Consider the following 16,526-nt stretch of genomic DNA (forward strand, 5'->3'; position numbering starts at 1 on the left):
CGCCTATCAGCCTCGCGCCCTCTGCTTTAGCCTGCCCGCATGATCAACTCACGAATACTCCGCGGCTCGACATCCGTACCGGCTTCTTTCACGAGAGTCCGAACAGCGATACGGCCAGAGGTCCGCACATCGATTACGGAATGCCCCGCGGCCAACACCGCGGCAAAGTCCGGCCACGCTTTGAGATCCGCCAGAGCCGTGGCTTCGCCAGTTGCAGGCAACTCAATTTGATTCCCATCCACCAGATGCAACCGCCATCTACGGCCGGCGACACGCTCCGCCTGTTGCAGCGCTCCGGAAAGATCGGCATGCGCCGATAAAAGCGCCATGAGTGCCGAGGCTTCCTTCGCCGCACCCTCCCCGGCAATTTGAACAAGGCCGGATGGAGCGGTATGCCGCTCGGCAGCCGACAAGACCCGTCCCTCGCGATCAACGATCAACAGATCCTTTCCATGCTGCCACAACGCATACGGAACCCGTTCTGTTATCTCGACAATCATTTGATCCGGGTAAACGCGCGTGATCGACGCCCGCTCCACCCAGGACAACTCTTCAACCGCACGACGCGCCGCCGCAAAATCGAAGCTCAGAACAGATCGGGCCTTATCGAGTCCCAAGGCATCAAAGACATCGCCATCTGGCGTAAAACGATGACCCTTAAGCGTGACCTGATCGATGCCGAATCCACTCCAACCGACAACGCGATCCAACTCAGCACTGACTGAAGACATCGTCCGAGTCTGTTCTCCGCCTTGCGTCAGTATCCAGAACAAACCGATCCCGACGAGCCCCGCAATGGCGATGCTTGTGACACGCAAAGCCACAGAAACCCGGCGTGGACGCGCCCGCTCGTTGGGCCAGTCATAATCAGGAAGGGAACCAGCATCATCCGAATGAGGCGACGCTGCGCGAGCGCTCCTAAACAATCCGGAAAACGCACCTACCTGTTGCAACTTGCGTCCTCGATAATCCAGCGAACCAACTCACCGAACGACCATCCTGCGTGGGCTGCGAGCTCCGGCACCAAAGAAGTCGTCGTCATACCTGGCTGGGTGTTAACCTCGAGGCACACCAGTTCACCGGTACCGCCGGGCGTATCGTCAAAGCGGAAATCAGCTCTGCTCACGCCGCGGCACCCCAGCGCCTGATGCGCCGCCAATGTGCATTTCCGTATAGATTGGTAAATATCTGGTGAAAGCTTTGCAGGAACTTGATGGCGAGACCCGCCAGCCCCGTATTTTGCCTGATAATCATAAAATTGGAGACCTTCGGCGGGCAAAATGTCGGTGACGTCGGTCACGAAATCACCAATGACCGCACACGTCAGTTCCCGACCAGCCACATAACGCTCGACCATCACCACGTCGTCCAGGTCGCCATCCTCACCGATCCGAACGGGAGGCGGTTCGTCGGCCTTCTGCACGATAACGACGCCGACGCTGGAGCCCTCCGTCAGCGGCTTGACCACGTATGGCGGCGGTAGCGCATGTTCTGCCATGGCTTGCCGTCGTGTGACGATGACTGCGTTCGCAACAGGGATGCCGGCCGGCTTCATCACGGCTTTGGCCCGCTCTTTGTGCATAGCGAGTGCCGAGGAAAGAACGCCCGAATGAGTATAAGGAATTTCAAGGCATTCAAGAACGCCTTGCACGCAGCCGTCTTCACCGAACTTTCCGTGAAGCGCGTTGAAACAAGCTTGCGGCTTCACCTCGACGAGCCGCTGAGCGATGTCACGCGTGACATCGATCCGTGTGACCCGGTAGCCTTCGCCCTCCAACGCATCAGCCACCGCTGCACCCGAATTAAGGCTGACCTCCCGTTCGGCCGACCATCCGCCCATGAGAACGGCAATATGCTCAAACGTACGCGCTGGCGCTGGCCCGATCATTTGGTCTCCGCATTCGTTATCTGAGTGGAAGCTGCTACAGCTCTTTTAAACTGGGAACGGGACGGAGGAACAGCCCGCCCCTGAGAGGTCGCCGAGAACAATCGAGCTGCAGCGTGATTACTGTTTCCCAGCGCCCGTGTTGGAAAGCTCAGCTAACGCCTCACCGGTAGGGCGCCCTTCAACGGGCTCACCAAGCCGAATAATTTCCCAGTTGAGCGTCACTCCCGACGTCGCCTTCACACGTGCCCGGACGGTTTCGCCAAGACGTTCGACATCTTCCGCGGTCGCTTCGGCGTCATTGATGAGGAAGTTGCAGTGCATTTCGGAGACCTTTGCCCCGCCGACACGTAGCCCGCGACACCCCGCCTGGTCGACCAGCTTCCACGCCGAATGACCATTCGGGTTTTTGAAGGTCGATCCCCCCGTCCGTTCACGGATCGGCTGATTCTGCTCGCGATAGTCTGCGACCTCTTCCATCTGCTTAAGGATTTCGGATGGCTCTCCCGGCTGGCCACGGAACGTTGCTTGCGTGAAAATATAGTCGGCCGGAACACTACAATGGCGATAGGTGTACCCCATGTCCGCGACGCTGAGCTCATGAACGTTTCCGGCCCGATCCACGGCGCGAACGTATTCCAGAACATCCTTCGTTTCGACACCATGCGCACCGGCATTCATCCGCAAGGCCCCGCCAATTGAACCGGGGATGCCACGGTAGAAATGTAGTCCCGCAATCCCAGCTTCTCCGGCCGCCCGCGCAACTTTGACATCCGGCACCGCAGTCCCGACTCTTAGACGATCCGGCCCGAGAACCTCAATGGTTCCAAATCCCCGGCCAAGCCTAATGACAACACCGCGAACGCCGCCATCGCGAACAAGGAGATTGGAACCGAGGCCCATCGTAAAAACCGGAACGTCGGCCGGAATAGATTTCAGGAAATAGACGAGATCGGCTTCATCTGCAGGCGTGAACAAAACCTGAGCCGGCCCACCCACGCGAAACCACGTGATGTCCGATAACATCGCATTCGCGGATAGCCGACCGCGCAGATCTGGCAGGTTTTGCAGCCAATCGGAAGTGGGATCGGCAAAGGCCACGATTACTCTCCAGCCAAACGCGGCGCCTCACCCAGCCAGTCAGGCAAGGCATTGGCCCACTCAGTCGAATTCCCCGCACCCAGACAAACCACCATGTCTCCGGCGCGCCCGTTGCGCTGGATCATCGGCACAAGCTCTCTGGGCGAATCAATAGCCAGAACGGCCTTATGCCCCCGGCTACGGATACCTTCCGCCAACGTGTGCTGGTTGATCCCGTCGATTGGAGCTTCGCCCGCCGTATAGAGCGGCGCGACCACCACCGTATCAGCGTTGTAAAAGCAGCCACAGAAGTCATCGAACAGGTCGCGGACCCGCGTATAACGGTGCGGCTCGACGACCGCGATGACCCGTCCTCGCGCTCCAGCGCGCGCTGCTTCCAGAACAGCCGCGATTTCCGCCGGATGGTGTCCGTAGTCATCAAAGATCGAGACACCGTTCCATTCGCCCATGAACTGAAACCGCCGTTTAACGCCCGCGAAGGTTAGCAGAGCGGCACGAATTTCATCGTCGCTCGCACCTGCCGCCGCAGCGACCACAATCGAAGCCAGTGCGTTGAGCGCGTTGTGACGTCCGGGTGCCGGAACCCGAAGACCTTTAAGCGTTCGCGCACCACCCGGTACGCGCGCATTGAAAGCAACATCGAACACGCTGGAATGACCATCACTGGCAAGCGTCAACATCCGCGCATCGGCATCCTCGCCGCACCCGTACGTAACGATAGGTCGCCCATCGTGCTGCAAATTGAGACGCCTCAGCATGTCGGCGACAACCCCATGGTCGACGCATGCAACAAGCAGTCCGTAGAACGGCACTTGCCGTATAAACGTCTCATAGGCCGCGTGCATGGCTTCAACGCTGCCGAAAAAGTCTAGATGTTCCGGGTCGATATTCGTAATGACGCCAATCTGGCTCGGCAGTCGCGTGAACGTACCGTCTGACTCGTCAGCCTCCACGATCATCCAGGGCCCACTACCGAGCCGGGCGTTCGACCCCCAGTTGTTGACGATACCCCCGGTGATGACCGTCGGATCAAGCCCAGTCTCCGCAAAGATGTGCGCGATGAGCGACGTCGTGGACGTTTTTCCGTGCGTGCCCGTCACCGACACCGTCGAATAGAGCCGCATAAGCTCAGCGAGCATCTCAGCGCGCCTGATAATCGTCAGTCCCTTGGCGCGCGCCGCTTCCAATTCCGGATTACCAGCTTTGACAGCGCTAGAGATAACGACGTTCTTGGCGCCGACGAGATTGATCGCATCATGGCCGATAAAGACCCGGACGCCTTTGTCCCGCAAACGTTTGACGTTCGGACTATCTTTCTGATCGCTACCCTGGACCGAATAGCCCATGGCGACCAGAATTTCGGCGATGGCGCTCATCCCGATGCCGCCAATGCCGATAATATGAAAAGTCCCGAACTCACGGGGCATCTGCATGTCTTTGACTTTCCCCTCAGTATGATCCGAATCGCGCCCCCTGCGTTTCAGACTCTCATGAAATACTTCTGATCCGCTGGCAAATCCCGGTGCAGATTGCACCGCAATCCGGCCGAATTATTTCCTATCACGCCCCATGCGCCAGATTTTCGCGATGTGCGGCCAATTCCTCGACCACGTCCGCCAACCTGGCAACGGCGTCCGGCCGTCCAAGCTCTTTGGCCGCATTCGCCGCCTGAACAAGATGGGTCGGCGAAGCAATCAACGTACCAATTTCTCGGGCCCAAATCTCAGGCGTCAACTTATCCTGCTCGAAACACCAGGAAGCCCCCGCCTCAACCAACCGTGTCGCATTGTACAACTGGTCGTTGTCGACGGCATGCGGCAAGGGGACCAGAATCGAGGGACGGCCGATGACGGTCACTTCGGCGACAGTAGAGGCACCGGCCCGGGCGATCACAAGGTGCGATCGTGCCATAAGATCAGGCAAAGCCCCAAAAAAACTGGCAACCTCCGCAGCAATTCCGCTCTCCTGATACGCAGCGCGAACCCGGTCGACATCTTCCTCACGCGCCTGCTGCACAACGGACAACCGTACTCGCAGTTCCTGAGGCAACAACGCCAGAGCAGATGGAAGTACATCGGAGAAATAACGCGCACCCTGCGAACCACCGAATATCAAAACCTGAATCACGTCACCGGCCATCAGCGCCCAGTAAGGGCGCTCGGCAGCCTGAAGAACTTGATCGCGCACGGGATTACCCGTCAGCCGGACTTTGTCCGCGTTGCGCTCATCGATATATTTCACACGCTCAAACGACGTCGCGACAATGTCGACACGGCGCGCGAGGAGTCGGTTGGCCCGCCCTAAAACAGCGTTCTGCTCGTGCACCATCGTACGAACGCCGCGCAGTTTCGCCGCCACAAGAGGTGGGAACGCCGGATAACCGCCAAAGCCAACTACAACGTCCGGCGAGATCTCCCCAAGCAGCTTGAGCGCTGAACCTATGCCTTTCGACAGCATCCAGCCTGTCCGGGCAATTTCGGTCGGCGCCTTGCTCACCAACGTTGCGGACGAAATCTGATGAATAGACCGCGCAGGGAAATCGGTGCCGTAGCGATCCCCCCTCATATCGGTCACGAGATCGACAACGATGTTCCGGCGGCCTAATTCCTGGGCCAGCGCATAAGCCGGAAACAAATGCCCCCCGGTTCCTCCGGCGGCTAACAGCACGCGTAGCTCCTGAGCCATTACGCTTCTCTCCGCCTCTCGTTGCCCATATCAAACCCCTCCACGCGCGCAACGACCTTGGGCATCGTCAAGCGTGCCGGATCGGCCCGTCGCCGCGTTAGCGCCAGCAACATGCCCAGGGTGACGGAAATCGCAAGGATAGAAGAGCCTCCCGACGAAATGAAAGGCAGCGTCATACCTTTCGCCGGCAGCATTCCCGCGTTTACACCCATATTGATCAAGGCCTGCAAGCCAAACATCAGCGCCAGTCCTTGGATGGCCAACCGATCCCCGCCCCGCGGCTCCCGTCCAGCAACCGAAAGCGCCTTGATAACGATGAAGCCGAACAAAGCGAGTAGGGCAAGACACGCGAGCACTCCGTACTCCTCGGCAACAACCGAAAAAATGAAATCAGTGTGTGCATCTGGGAACTTTGTCTTGATTGTCCCTTCACCCGGTCCGCGACCAAAGAACCCGCCTTCCGTGAAGGACTGCATTGCACGCGCCAGCTGAGAATTCTCCTCGGGCGACGGTGCAAGAAAACGTTCGATACGCACACGCACGTGGTCAAATAATACATATCCGCTAGCTGCAACCGCGAGACCAACGCCAGCGAGCACTCCCGCGCCAATCGCCGGAAGCCCAGCCAGCAGGTACATCAGCCCCCAGACCAGACCGATCAAGAGAGTTTGCCCGAAATCAGGCTGCAGCATCAGCAGCCCTGCGAGGATAACCAGCAGCACAATCGCCAATGGTAACGCCGGCATATCCGAACGTTTGTGCGCTTCTGCCAGCAGCCATCCGGACACGACAACGAAAGCGGGCTTAGCGATTTCTGACGGCTGCATCGAGAAACCACCGACGAATAGCCATCGACGCGCTCCGTTGATAAGCGGACTTTGAAAATAGACCCACACCAACGTACAAAACGAGATGAACAGGAGAGCGACGGCCAGTCGCCGTATGGTCTCTGGTTTAAGAAAAGACAGAAACAGGATGATCCCGAGCCCGGCTGCCGAAAAAATGAGATGACGATTGAAAAAGTAGAACGTTGGCAGGTTCTTCTTGATCGCAACAGCCGGACTAGCCGCCAGAGACAGCATCAACCCAATCAACATCAACGCGAGAATCGCTGACAAGAGCACCCGGTCGACAGTAAACCACCACGCGGCAAGCTTGCTTCGGTCTGCCCGCGAGAAGCTCATACCGTTCCTCGGCTTTTGCTCACCCCTGGTAGCATCTCGACGATCCTGCGAAAGGCATCTCCGCGTTCCTCGAAGTTCCGGAACTGATCAAAAGACGCACACGCCGGTGAAAACAGGACAACCGTCTCACACCCACGCTCAAGCCCAGCATCATGGGCCGCCGCCGTCACGGCCGCTTCCAGAGAACCACAACGGACGTAATCGACCTGCCCCTCCAAAGTCTGAGCGAACGCGTCCTCTGCTTCACCAATCAGATAGGCGCGTCTAATTCGCCCGAAATGCGGCGCGAGCGACGTAATTCCCCCGCTTTTTGCGCGTCCCCCGGCAATCCAATAGATATCACCTTGAAACGACGCCAACGCCTTATCTGTCGAGTCAGCATTGGTCGCTTTGGAATCGTTGATGAAAAGAACCTGGTCCGTCTGTCCGACCTGCTCCATGCGATGCGCAAGACCTGGAAAACTCTTCAGCGCTTGAGCGATTCTCTCGATATCCCAGATCCGGTGCGGAACCCCATTCACGGTGAGTTCGACCTCACCTCGATCCGCCAGTTCCTGCAGAGCCCGCAATGCCCCCAAAGCGGCCAGCGCATTTTGCACATTGTGTGCGCCCCGCAATGACGGGATGCCATCGAGCTGCACCACCTCCTCGCTGGTGGCGTAGGAACCTGATTTCTCGTGCACAAAAAGGCTTGAGCCAATGGCGTAGAGCCTGGGCACCAGAACCGCCCCCCGACCTACGGTGATCGGATAAAGCCGGCCGCTGTCTTCCAGACGCGCTGCCACCTGCCCCGTCCATTTGTCGTCAATCGCGACGACAGCGGCGTCAGCTGCGGAGACCAGGCGCTCCTTAACGCTGGCGTAGTGCTCTATCGTTCCATGGCGATCGAGATGATCCGGCGTCACGTTCAGGAGCACACCAACGCTCGGATGAACCGAGGGTGTCAGATCAATTTGATAAGATGACATTTCAACGACGTACACACGATCCTGCGCGGGCGGCTCTAACGTGAGGATCGCCTTACCGATATTGCCGCCCATCTGAGTGTCGAAACCAAGTTCGCGAAGCAGATGTGCGATGAGAGCCGTTGTCGTCGATTTTCCGTTCGTGCCGGTGATCGCGATAAAAGCAGATTTCGGCGCAACCATCGCACGCGCGCGGCAGAACAATTCAACATCGCCGATGACCTCAACACCCGCTTCGCGTGCCTTCACGACGGTCCAATGCGGCTCCGGATGTGTCAGAGGTACGCCCGGCGCCAGAATGAGCGCTGCAAATGTTGTCCAGTCAGCTGAGGAAAGATCGACAACCTTGAAGCCCGAAGCTGCCGCCGCCTCGCGCGCAGCAACGCCATCGTCCCAGACCGCGACGTCAGCGCCGCCCGCAACCAGCGACTGCGCAGCCGCCACGCCCGAACCGCCCAGCCCGAAGACGGCAACCGTCTTGCCCGCAAACGTCATCGCGCGAATCATAAGCGTATTTTATCCGATTTCCGCTGGAACCCTGGGTTAGCGCAATTTCAGCGTCGCGAGCCCGATCAAGGCCAGAACAACAGAAATAATCCAGAAGCGAACGACCACCGTCGATTCCTTCCAGCCCTTCTGCTCGTAGTGGTGATGCAGTGGGGCCATTCGGAACACGCGCTTGCCGGTCATCTTGAACGAAGCCACCTGGATAATCACCGACAGTGTTTCCAAGACGAACAACCCGCCGACGATAGCCAGAACGATTTCATGCTTGGTGATAACCGCGATCGACCCCAGCGCGCCCCCGAGAGCCAAAGAGCCGGTGTCCCCCATGAAGATCATTGCTGGCGGGGCATTGAACCACAAGAACCCAAGGCCCGCCCCGATCAACGCCCCGCAGATAATTGCGAGCTCACCCGTACCATTGATGAAATGGATCTGGAGATAGCCGGCGAACTTCGCGTTGCCCGAAAGGTAAGCGATCAAACCGAACGTCGCGGCAGCGATCATCACCGGCACGATGGCGAGACCATCAAGGCCATCGGTGAGATTGACAGCGTTGCCAGCTCCCGCGATGACCAGCACGCCGAGCAAAATAAAGAACGGCCCCAACTCAACGAGCACGTTTTTAAAGAACGGCACCGCAAGGCTCGTAGCGAACTCAGGCGCGGCGATCTGAGTAAAGGCATAGGCCGCAACAGCCGCGACGAGCAATTCCGCACCGAGCCGGACCCGCCCCGAAAAGCCGGATGCCGTTTGCTTGGTGACCTTGAGATAGTCGTCATAAAAGCCGATGGCGCCGAAAGCCATCGTCACTCCGAGCACGATCCAGACGTAGCCATTCTGCAGGTTCGCCCACAATAAGGTGGATACCAGCACCCCCGAAAGGATCATCAGGCCGCCCATGGTCGGCGTACCACGTTTGGCAAGGTGGCTTTGCGGACCATCTTCTCGGATCGGCTGACCCTTGCCCTGTTTGACGCGCAGCATGTCAATGATGCCGGGCCCGAACAACATCACAAAGACCAACGCGGTGAAGATCGCCCCACCGGTTCGGAATGTGATGTAACGAAAGACGTTGAGCGGACCGATATTGTCCGAGAAGTTCACCAGTTCATAGAGCATCCCGGCCTCACATCCCTGCCCGCTTCATTCCGTATTCAGTCCTACCTATCTGTCACACGCCGTCTGCCACAGTGGCATAGTGCTGCTTCAGCGCCCCCACGAGAGGAACCATCGCCGACCCGTTGGACCCTTTCACCATCACGATGTCGCCAGAATGCAAGGTCTCCAGCAAAGGCTCCCGCAATCCGTCCGACGTCGCCGCCCACTGGCCCTGCATATCTGCAGGCAGATCGTAATACAGAGCTGCCATGTTCGATCCGCACGCAAAAACCAGATCAGCCTTAGCCGCGTCAATGATCTCCTTCAGGCCTCGGTGCAATTCTTCGGCTTTATCACCTAGTTCCAGCATATCGCCCAACACCAGAACCAGCCGGCCGTGCTCATCGCTGCGCGCTTGCCCTGCCGTCGTTATAGCCGCGGCCATAGAAGCCGGGTTCGCGTTGTAGCTCTCATCAATCAGCAGGATGTTTCCTCTGGAGAGGGAAAGAAGCGTTCGCTCACCACGACCATGCAGAGCCGGAAGCTCCGCCAGTCCCTTCGCAGCCGACGCGACATCTCCACCCACGGCATCCACCGCAAGAAGGGCGGCGAGCGAGTTCTCTGCTATATGCCGACCGGCGAGCGCAATCTGATAAGTCACGGTATCGCTCGACGGAAACTCCGCGAGGATCCTCTGTCCTTCCATGCCATCACGCGCTCGCCGCCCGCAATCAATCAGCGCCGCATCGGGCTCCCCCTCAGCATCCCCAAATGTCAGGATTCGGCTGGCGCTGGACTGAGCCCGTGTACGCAGCCGCTCGAAATGCAGATTATCTTGATTGAGGATAGCAACGCCATCAGGTTCAAGCCCGGCGAAGATTTCTCCCTTCGCGTCTGCGATTTCCTCTTCGCTCGCGAAGTTACCCAGATGCGCCGAAAGCACATTCAGAACAATCGCAACATGAGGCCGCACCAACTTAGTCAGCGGCGTGATTTCACCCCCATGGCTCATGCCGATCTCGAACACCCCAAAACGGGTATCTGCAGGCATTCGCGCCAGGGTCAACGGCACCCCCCAATGATTATTGAATGACTTATCGCCGGCATGAGTAACACCGAGCCGGCCGAACGCAGCGCGCAACATATCCTTGGTGGTCGTCTTGCCGGAACTACCCGTCACCGCGACAACGCGCGCTTCCGGAGCTAGCCGTGAACGAGCCGCACGACCGATATTCTCCAGTGCCACCAACGTGTCAGCGACCCGGATCAGCGGACCGTCGCCCGCTTTGCGCTGATACTGCGTCTCGACAATTGCCCCAGCAGCTCCAGCTGCAAAGGCCTTGGAGACAAAGTCATGGCCATCGCGCTTGTCTTTCAGCGCAACGAAAACATCACCCGGTGAAATTTCCCGGCTATCCAACGAAAAACCAAAGACGTCCTTCTCGGGCGTACCGTCAAGTTCGCCGCCCGCGGCCAAGACCAGCGCGTCCCAATCCCAAAGCGGCCCGCGCTCGTTTCGCACATCAACTTCCACGCGGTACCCTTCTGATTTCGCCAAAATTGTTTTCGATCGCCCCCTCCGCGACGTCATGATCAGAGAACGGCAGAACGCAATCACCGATGATCTGGCCGGTTTCGTGACCCTTGCCCGCAATCACGACAATATCGCCGCGTCCAAGATCCGTGATGGCCGCCTCGATGGCCTCGCGGCGATCCCCGATCTCCCAGACGATCGCGCTTGATGAGGTCCCGACGCCTACGAGCACAGCAGCACGGATGGCCGCTGCCGATTCACTACGCGGGTTGTCGTCTGTCACGATCACAACATCAGCCTTCTCCGCTGCAATCGCCCCCATGATGGGCCGCTTTCCAGCATCCCGGTCCCCACCGCAACCGAAAACACATACCACACGACCGGCAGCCATGGGTCGCACCCCATCGAGCGCCGCTGCAAGGGCCTCTGGCTTGTGCGCATAGTCAACGACCACCAAACCACCTCGGACTTCACCCACGATGTCGAGGCGCCCTTTCACACCCGTCAAACCCTCAAGCGCCTGTGCGCAAGCCTTAATGTCGAGACCTGTCGCAGCCGCAAGCCCCGCCGCCACCAAGGCATTCTCGACCTGATAACCACCGACCAGAGGCAACCAAATCGAAACCTCGTCACCACCAACAGCCAGATGGAGACGTTGCGCAAATCCCTCCGGGATCGCCTCAAGCAAACGGATCGTCTCCCCCTCGCGGCCAACCGTACGCACATCGAGCCCGCATGCACGCGCAACATCGCGAACGTCGCCGCTACGGGCGCCATCCATATTGATGACGACAGGCTGCCCCTTGGCCAAAAGCTCTGTGAAAAGACGCATCTTGGCTGCGAAATAAGCTTCGGTATCAGTGTGATAATCGAGATGATCCCGCCCCAGATTTGTGAACGCAGCGGCAGTCAGCTTCACACCATCGAGGCGATGCTGATCAAGACCATGCGAAGACGCCTCGAAGGCGATATGCGTGACGCCCTCGTCCGCAAGCCCCGCGAGGCTTTGATGCAGGCTTAGAGGGTCTGGCGTCGTCAAAGACCCATAAACACCACCATCCGGCTTCACGAGGCCAATCGTGCCCAGCGACGCTGCCTTGAGGCCTTGCGACGCAAAAATCTGGCGCGTGAATTCCACAACGGAGGTTTTGCCGCTGGTTCCTGTAACCGCGACGGCCACATCTGGCTGCGCGCCATAGAACCGCGCTGCTATCCTCGCAAGGGTACGCCGCGGGTTATCCGTGCGGAGGACCGGCACACTCAACTCACCGACATCCGCTCCAGTCCCGACAAGAACCGCAGCCGCCCCCGCTTCCACCGCCTTGCCGACAAACTGCGCGCCATCGGCACGCGCACCGGGCAACGCCGCGAACAGAAAGCCCGGAGAAACCGTCCGGCTATCCAGGCTCAATCCGCGAATAAAGATCTCTTTCGCGCCAGGCGACACGGAAATTTCAGGTTCGAGAAGATGGGAGAGCTGCATCAGCGTCGATCAAAAACCCGTTGGGGCGCTTCGAGCCGCTCTCGACAAGCGACCGGTTTACGGCGGCAATCAATCTCTTATTGTGGCGCGCCTGAGGCGTCAAACGCGCCACGATACTTCAAAACATCATTTTAGGGCGTTTCTGAGCGCGACATGACGTCAAGCTGCGGCGCAATCCGGGCAATGATCTTGGCCGTGACCGGAGCAGCGTTCCGTCCGGCAGTAATCTGCATGGACGTCTCCTTTATTGGCTGCGGCTCGAACAAGGAGACCAACGTCACGTATTTCGGATTGCTCATCGGAAAAGCAGCGAAGAAAGAAGAGATTACCGACTTCTCCTTATAACCGCCCTTGCCCGGTAGCTCCGCGGTCCCCGTCTTACCTCCAACTTCCAAACCAGGCACGTTGGCGCGCCGCCCGGTCCCATCCCTTTCCGTCACGTTACTGCGCATCAACGCATTGAATTGTCTACTTGTTTCTTCGGAAATTACGCGTTCCCCATCGCTTTCGCTCCCAGTCGGACGGCGCAGATAGGTCGGCTGAATGCGTTTGCCACCATTGACGAGAGAAGCAGCTGCCGCCGCAAACTGTAGAGGCGTAACCGCAATCCCATGACCATAGGAGCGAGTGACGGTCTCTACAGCTTCCCAACGCTCGGGCAACTGGACATCCGCGACACTTCCAGCCTCCGTTTTCATCGCACCTGTAAGACCAATGCGCTGGAAGAATTCCTTTTGCCGCCCGGCGCCAAGATCAAGCGCCAGCATACCAGCCCCCACATTCGATGACCGCCGGAACACCTCGGCAACACTTAGGATTCGTCCAATAGGATGACTATCCGTAATCGTAAAACCACCAACACTCAGCGGCTTACGGACGTCAACGGGCGTATCCAGCGTGAACTTTCCCGAGTCCATCGCCATCGCCACCGTGAACATCTTGAATATAGATCCAAGTTCGAAAGTACCACCACTCAGACGATCCATCGTTTCACGCTCCAGCGATGGAACGAGCGGATCGACACCGGGCAGCGAGGCTGCCGCCAGGATCTCCCCACTTTTGGCATCCATCACCAGTCCAACGGCAGCCCGCGCTTCATACGTTGCCATTGCCGCAGCGAGTTCCTCCTCAACCGCGTGTTGAACGCCAATATCAAGGGATAGCTGCACCGGCGGCCGGTTCGAGAGGTTGGGCGTATGAACGGGATCGACCTGTCCATTTTCGTCTAGAAAACGTTCAATTCCGGCAATGCCTTTATTGTCGATATCGACATAGCCAAGCACATGCCCCGCAAGCGTTCCGCTCGGATAAGCGCGCTTGAGCTCATTCCTGAATTCGATGCCCGGCAGACCCAGATTGTGAATAGCCTCCGCTTGCCGCGTGGAGGTTCCTCGCCGTATCCAAACGAAGCGCTTGTCGCGATCCGCAAGGCTTTTGCGCAGTTCTGCCTGATTAAGTCCTGGCAAAACATGCCCAAGCTTTTCCGCCAGTTCGTCCTTATCGACCACCAGAGCCGGATCAGCGAACAATGAAGGCATAATGAGATCGCTGGCCAGCAATTGACCATTGCGATCGACAATGTCAGGCCGCGCAAAGGCAATCGCCATTGGCTGGCTCATTGAGACAGAAACCTCGCCCTGTCCCAGGATCGCCAGACGAACGAGTTGACCAGCGACGAGTGCAAAAGCCAGCATGACGCCCGCGATGGCCGCGACAGCGCGAATCCGCACTAGATACGCCTCACTTACACGGTCTCTCTTCGCGTTCGCGGCAAGAGCACGGTCCGGCAAGCCGGGCGTGATGATGATCCCGCTCGTCATCGCGATGACCCTGCAGCCTCCCGCGTCTCATTTGGCAGCGCTGCCAAATGGCTCTCAACGTCAGGCTCCGTGAATTGGTCTTCGCGTGCCGGTGCGAGCCCCATAGCGCGCGCTGCCGGCCCGATAACCTCGGGTCTTGCTGCGAGTGCCCGGTCGGCTTTGAGAATTGCAATGTCTTGCCGGATCTTCTCGAGACGCCGCTCTTGCGCCTGAACCTGCTCGGCAAAATCGCGCGTATCGTAATTGATGGCATACAAACGGAAGGCGCTAATCAGCATAAGCGCCGCTGCGCCAATCATCAAAATACGCATGGCGGTACCCTCGCCGTTACAAACGCTACTTGGCGAGCCCCGGAACGCCGAGATCGGCAAACTCGATTTCCCACGGCTCAGCCGCTGTCCGCACGCCCGCCCTCAAACGCGCCGATCTGGCACGCGGATTGACCTGCGTTTCACCTTTAGAAGAGGTTAACGGCCGAGGGTTAACAATTCGAAAACTCGGAGCGCGCAATTCGATTGAACTTTGCGGAATGTGCCGCGAGCCCTGGCCGGACCTGCCGCCACGTGATGCTAAAAATCGTTTAACGATCCGGTCTTCCAGGGAATGAAAGGTTACCAACACGAGCCTGCCGCCCGGTTTGAGCAAGCGTTCAGCTCCGAAGAGCCCCCTCAGGAGCTGCCCCAGTTCATCGTTCACAAAAATTCTCAGTGCCTGAAACGTGCGCGTTGCGGGGTGCCGGCCATCGGGCTTACCGCCCCCCAAAACCTTCGCAACCACATCTGCCAGATCGAGGGTGCGCGTGAACGGCTCCTGCACCCGCCGCGCAACAATTGCCCGCGCGATTGCCCGGGAGCGCCTCTCTTCTCCGTATTGAAAGAGAATGTCCGCAATGCGCGCTTCATCGAACGTGTTGACGACATCCGCCGCTGACAACCCTTCTTCCGCGAGGCCCTCGCCCGGCGCGCTAAACATGCGCATGTCGAGAGGACCTTCTGATTGGAAAGAAAAGCCGCGCTCGGCTTCATCGAGCTGCATGGACGAAACGCCGAGATCAAAAACCACCCCGTCGAACTGGCCCACGAAGCGATCTTGTGTCTCCGGATCTTCTGCCCAATCGAGAAGCTGGCCAAACGGTGCCAGGCGAAGCTCCAAGGCTCCGCCGCGAGAAGCCACCAGATCAGCTCCGGCCGCTACCGCGGAAGGATCGCGGTCGAACGCCAACACTTGGCAATCGGCCGCGTCCAGAATTGCTGAAGTATAGCCGCCGGCCCCAAAGGTGGCGTCGATGTAGCGCTCGCCGCTCTTAGGCTGAAGAGCCTCGAGGACTTCCGAGAGAAGCACGGGAATGTGCCGATCCCGATTTGGATCGCCCTTTCCCCGCTGGTCCGACCCGCGTCGCGGCGTCATTCCCGTGCTCCCTCGTCCCCGCCGTCGTCTGCCCCTGGCTTGCGCCCGAATAGCTTGCGAGTTTCTCTAACTTTTGCGCGGGCGCGATTGCGCCGCTCTTCGAATTGGCCCGGTTCCCACATTTGAAACTTCTCGCCAAGACCGACAAAGGCGACGTGGCTCGTGAGGCCCGCGTGCGCCCTAAGCCCCTCAGGAAGGACGATGCGTCCGTCCCCGTCGATCGAGAGAACCTGGACGTCGCCGTAAAGCGCGACAGATAGCTCGTCCCGCTCATCTGAATAGTCCGGCAGATCCGCGAGCAGACCATCGATCTTCTTCGCAAGTCTCTCGCCGCCTGCATCGAGTGCCGGAGCATCAAGTGAAGGATAACAGTAGATGCCGCCGGCGTAGCCGTCACGTTCAAGTACTGCGCGGAAGGGAGCAGGAATCGAGACCCGTCCCTTGCTGTCGATCTTATTGACGAATGTCGAGACAAAACGGTCCATCCCCTGATTGCCGACCTCAACCTCGACGCATCACTTAAACTCCTGAAGCCACCTCACATGCCCGTCACCGGCCCGCTTGATGACCCGCGCACCGGCCGGAGACCGTGGCGGTCGCGAGTGCCTTGGCCCTCTCTCAAGGTACGCGCCCTGCCACGGCCCTTGCCCGGTGCGGACGGGCATATATGGGATCACATGGAATTTTATGGGTGTCAATGGTTTCTTAAGCAATTTACACGGGCCAAAGCGGGCTATCGCGCTTTCAACCTGAGCGTCGCAGAAAAGCCGCACACTGTTCACGGCAACCGCAAGAATGCTGCAGCCGTTAAGGGCTTGGCATGAATTCCTCGCGTAAATCGCAATGGGACAGGGAAA

General features: G+C 58.7%; 14 protein-coding genes. All 14 read right to left on the reverse strand.

Annotation, left to right across the window (positions count from 1 at the left end; genetic code table 11):
- Positions 1-26: 26 nt before the first annotated feature.
- A complete protein-coding gene (locus BLS30_RS08310) occupies positions 27-953 on the reverse strand; it encodes a cell division protein FtsQ/DivIB (RefSeq protein WP_090228004.1) in 927 nt (308 codons plus the stop codon).
- Positions 941-1,888, reverse strand: a complete 948-nt coding sequence (locus BLS30_RS08315; protein WP_090228006.1) for a D-alanine--D-alanine ligase — start codon at positions 1,886-1,888, stop codon at positions 941-943. The genes BLS30_RS08310 and BLS30_RS08315 overlap by 13 nt, the downstream gene beginning before the upstream one ends.
- A 117-nt stretch (positions 1,889-2,005) precedes the next feature.
- A complete protein-coding gene (gene murB / locus BLS30_RS08320; RefSeq protein ID WP_170832439.1) occupies positions 2,006-2,986 on the reverse strand; it encodes a UDP-N-acetylmuramate dehydrogenase in 981 nt (326 codons plus the stop codon).
- 2 nt (positions 2,987-2,988) lie between these two features.
- Positions 2,989-4,419 (reverse strand): UDP-N-acetylmuramate--L-alanine ligase, encoded by a 1,431-nt coding sequence (gene murC / locus BLS30_RS08325; RefSeq protein WP_046479554.1) that lies wholly within the window; start codon positions 4,417-4,419, stop codon positions 2,989-2,991.
- 127 nt (positions 4,420-4,546) lie between these two features.
- Positions 4,547-5,671 carry an undecaprenyldiphospho-muramoylpentapeptide beta-N-acetylglucosaminyltransferase gene (gene murG / locus BLS30_RS08330; RefSeq protein WP_090228009.1) on the reverse strand — a complete coding sequence of 375 codons (1,125 nt, stop codon included), beginning with the start codon at positions 5,669-5,671 and terminating at the stop codon, positions 4,547-4,549.
- On the reverse strand, positions 5,671-6,855 hold the full coding sequence (locus BLS30_RS08335; protein WP_046479552.1) for an FtsW/RodA/SpoVE family cell cycle protein: 1,185 nt from the start codon (positions 6,853-6,855) through the stop codon (positions 5,671-5,673). Before BLS30_RS08335 ends, murG begins: the two co-directional genes overlap by 1 nt.
- Positions 6,852-8,327: a UDP-N-acetylmuramoyl-L-alanine--D-glutamate ligase gene (gene murD / locus BLS30_RS08340; RefSeq protein ID WP_090228011.1), complete on the reverse strand. Its 1,476-nt coding sequence runs from the start codon at positions 8,325-8,327 to the stop codon at positions 6,852-6,854. The genes BLS30_RS08335 and murD overlap by 4 nt, the downstream gene beginning before the upstream one ends.
- Positions 8,328-8,363: 36 nt before the next feature.
- Complete coding sequence (gene mraY, locus BLS30_RS08345) at positions 8,364-9,446, reverse strand: phospho-N-acetylmuramoyl-pentapeptide-transferase (protein WP_046479550.1); 1,083 nt, start codon at positions 9,444-9,446, stop codon at positions 8,364-8,366.
- 52 nt (positions 9,447-9,498) lie between these two features.
- A complete protein-coding gene (locus tag BLS30_RS08350) occupies positions 9,499-10,983 on the reverse strand; it encodes a UDP-N-acetylmuramoyl-tripeptide--D-alanyl-D-alanine ligase (RefSeq protein WP_244512395.1) in 1,485 nt (494 codons plus the stop codon).
- A complete protein-coding gene (locus BLS30_RS08355; protein WP_090228017.1) occupies positions 10,949-12,442 on the reverse strand; it encodes a UDP-N-acetylmuramoyl-L-alanyl-D-glutamate--2,6-diaminopimelate ligase in 1,494 nt (497 codons plus the stop codon). Before BLS30_RS08355 ends, BLS30_RS08350 begins: the two co-directional genes overlap by 35 nt.
- 131 nt (positions 12,443-12,573) lie before the next feature.
- Complete coding sequence (locus BLS30_RS08360; protein WP_090228020.1) at positions 12,574-14,262, reverse strand: peptidoglycan D,D-transpeptidase FtsI family protein; 1,689 nt, start codon at positions 14,260-14,262, stop codon at positions 12,574-12,576.
- Positions 14,259-14,573, reverse strand: a complete 315-nt coding sequence (locus BLS30_RS08365) for a cell division protein FtsL (RefSeq protein WP_210184021.1) — start codon at positions 14,571-14,573, stop codon at positions 14,259-14,261. Before BLS30_RS08365 ends, BLS30_RS08360 begins: the two co-directional genes overlap by 4 nt.
- Before the next feature lie 25 nt (positions 14,574-14,598).
- Positions 14,599-15,669: a 16S rRNA (cytosine(1402)-N(4))-methyltransferase RsmH gene (gene rsmH, locus BLS30_RS08370; RefSeq protein ID WP_046479547.1), complete on the reverse strand. Its 1,071-nt coding sequence runs from the start codon at positions 15,667-15,669 to the stop codon at positions 14,599-14,601.
- Positions 15,666-16,154: a division/cell wall cluster transcriptional repressor MraZ gene (locus tag BLS30_RS08375; protein ID WP_046479546.1), complete on the reverse strand. Its 489-nt coding sequence runs from the start codon at positions 16,152-16,154 to the stop codon at positions 15,666-15,668. The genes rsmH and BLS30_RS08375 overlap by 4 nt, the downstream gene beginning before the upstream one ends.
- Positions 16,155-16,526 lie beyond the last annotated feature (372 nt).

It is taken from the genome of Filomicrobium insigne (genome assembly GCF_900104305.1).
GTDB lineage: Bacteria > Pseudomonadota > Alphaproteobacteria > Rhizobiales > Hyphomicrobiaceae > Filomicrobium > Filomicrobium insigne.

Coding starts and splice junctions, on each gene's coding strand:
- murC (WP_046479554.1), bottom strand. CDS start 4,419: ATGCAGATGCCCCGTGAGTTCGGGACTTTTCATATTATCGGCATTGGC.
- murG (WP_090228009.1), bottom strand. CDS start 5,671: ATGGCTCAGGAGCTACGCGTGCTGTTAGCCGCCGGAGGAACCGGGGGG.
- BLS30_RS08375 (WP_046479546.1), bottom strand. CDS start 16,154: ATGGACCGTTTTGTCTCGACATTCGTCAATAAGATCGACAGCAAGGGA.
- BLS30_RS08315 (WP_090228006.1), bottom strand. CDS start 1,888: ATGATCGGGCCAGCGCCAGCGCGTACGTTTGAGCATATTGCCGTTCTC.
- murD (WP_090228011.1), bottom strand. CDS start 8,327: ATGATTCGCGCGATGACGTTTGCGGGCAAGACGGTTGCCGTCTTCGGG.
- rsmH (WP_046479547.1), bottom strand. CDS start 15,669: ATGACGCCGCGACGCGGGTCGGACCAGCGGGGAAAGGGCGATCCAAAT.
- mraY (WP_046479550.1), bottom strand. CDS start 9,446: ATGCTCTATGAACTGGTGAACTTCTCGGACAATATCGGTCCGCTCAAC.
- BLS30_RS08355 (WP_090228017.1), bottom strand. CDS start 12,442: ATGCAGCTCTCCCATCTTCTCGAACCTGAAATTTCCGTGTCGCCTGGC.
- BLS30_RS08365 (WP_210184021.1), bottom strand. CDS start 14,573: ATGCGTATTTTGATGATTGGCGCAGCGGCGCTTATGCTGATTAGCGCC.
- BLS30_RS08335 (WP_046479552.1), bottom strand. CDS start 6,855: ATGAGCTTCTCGCGGGCAGACCGAAGCAAGCTTGCCGCGTGGTGGTTT.
- BLS30_RS08360 (WP_090228020.1), bottom strand. CDS start 14,262: ATGACGAGCGGGATCATCATCACGCCCGGCTTGCCGGACCGTGCTCTT.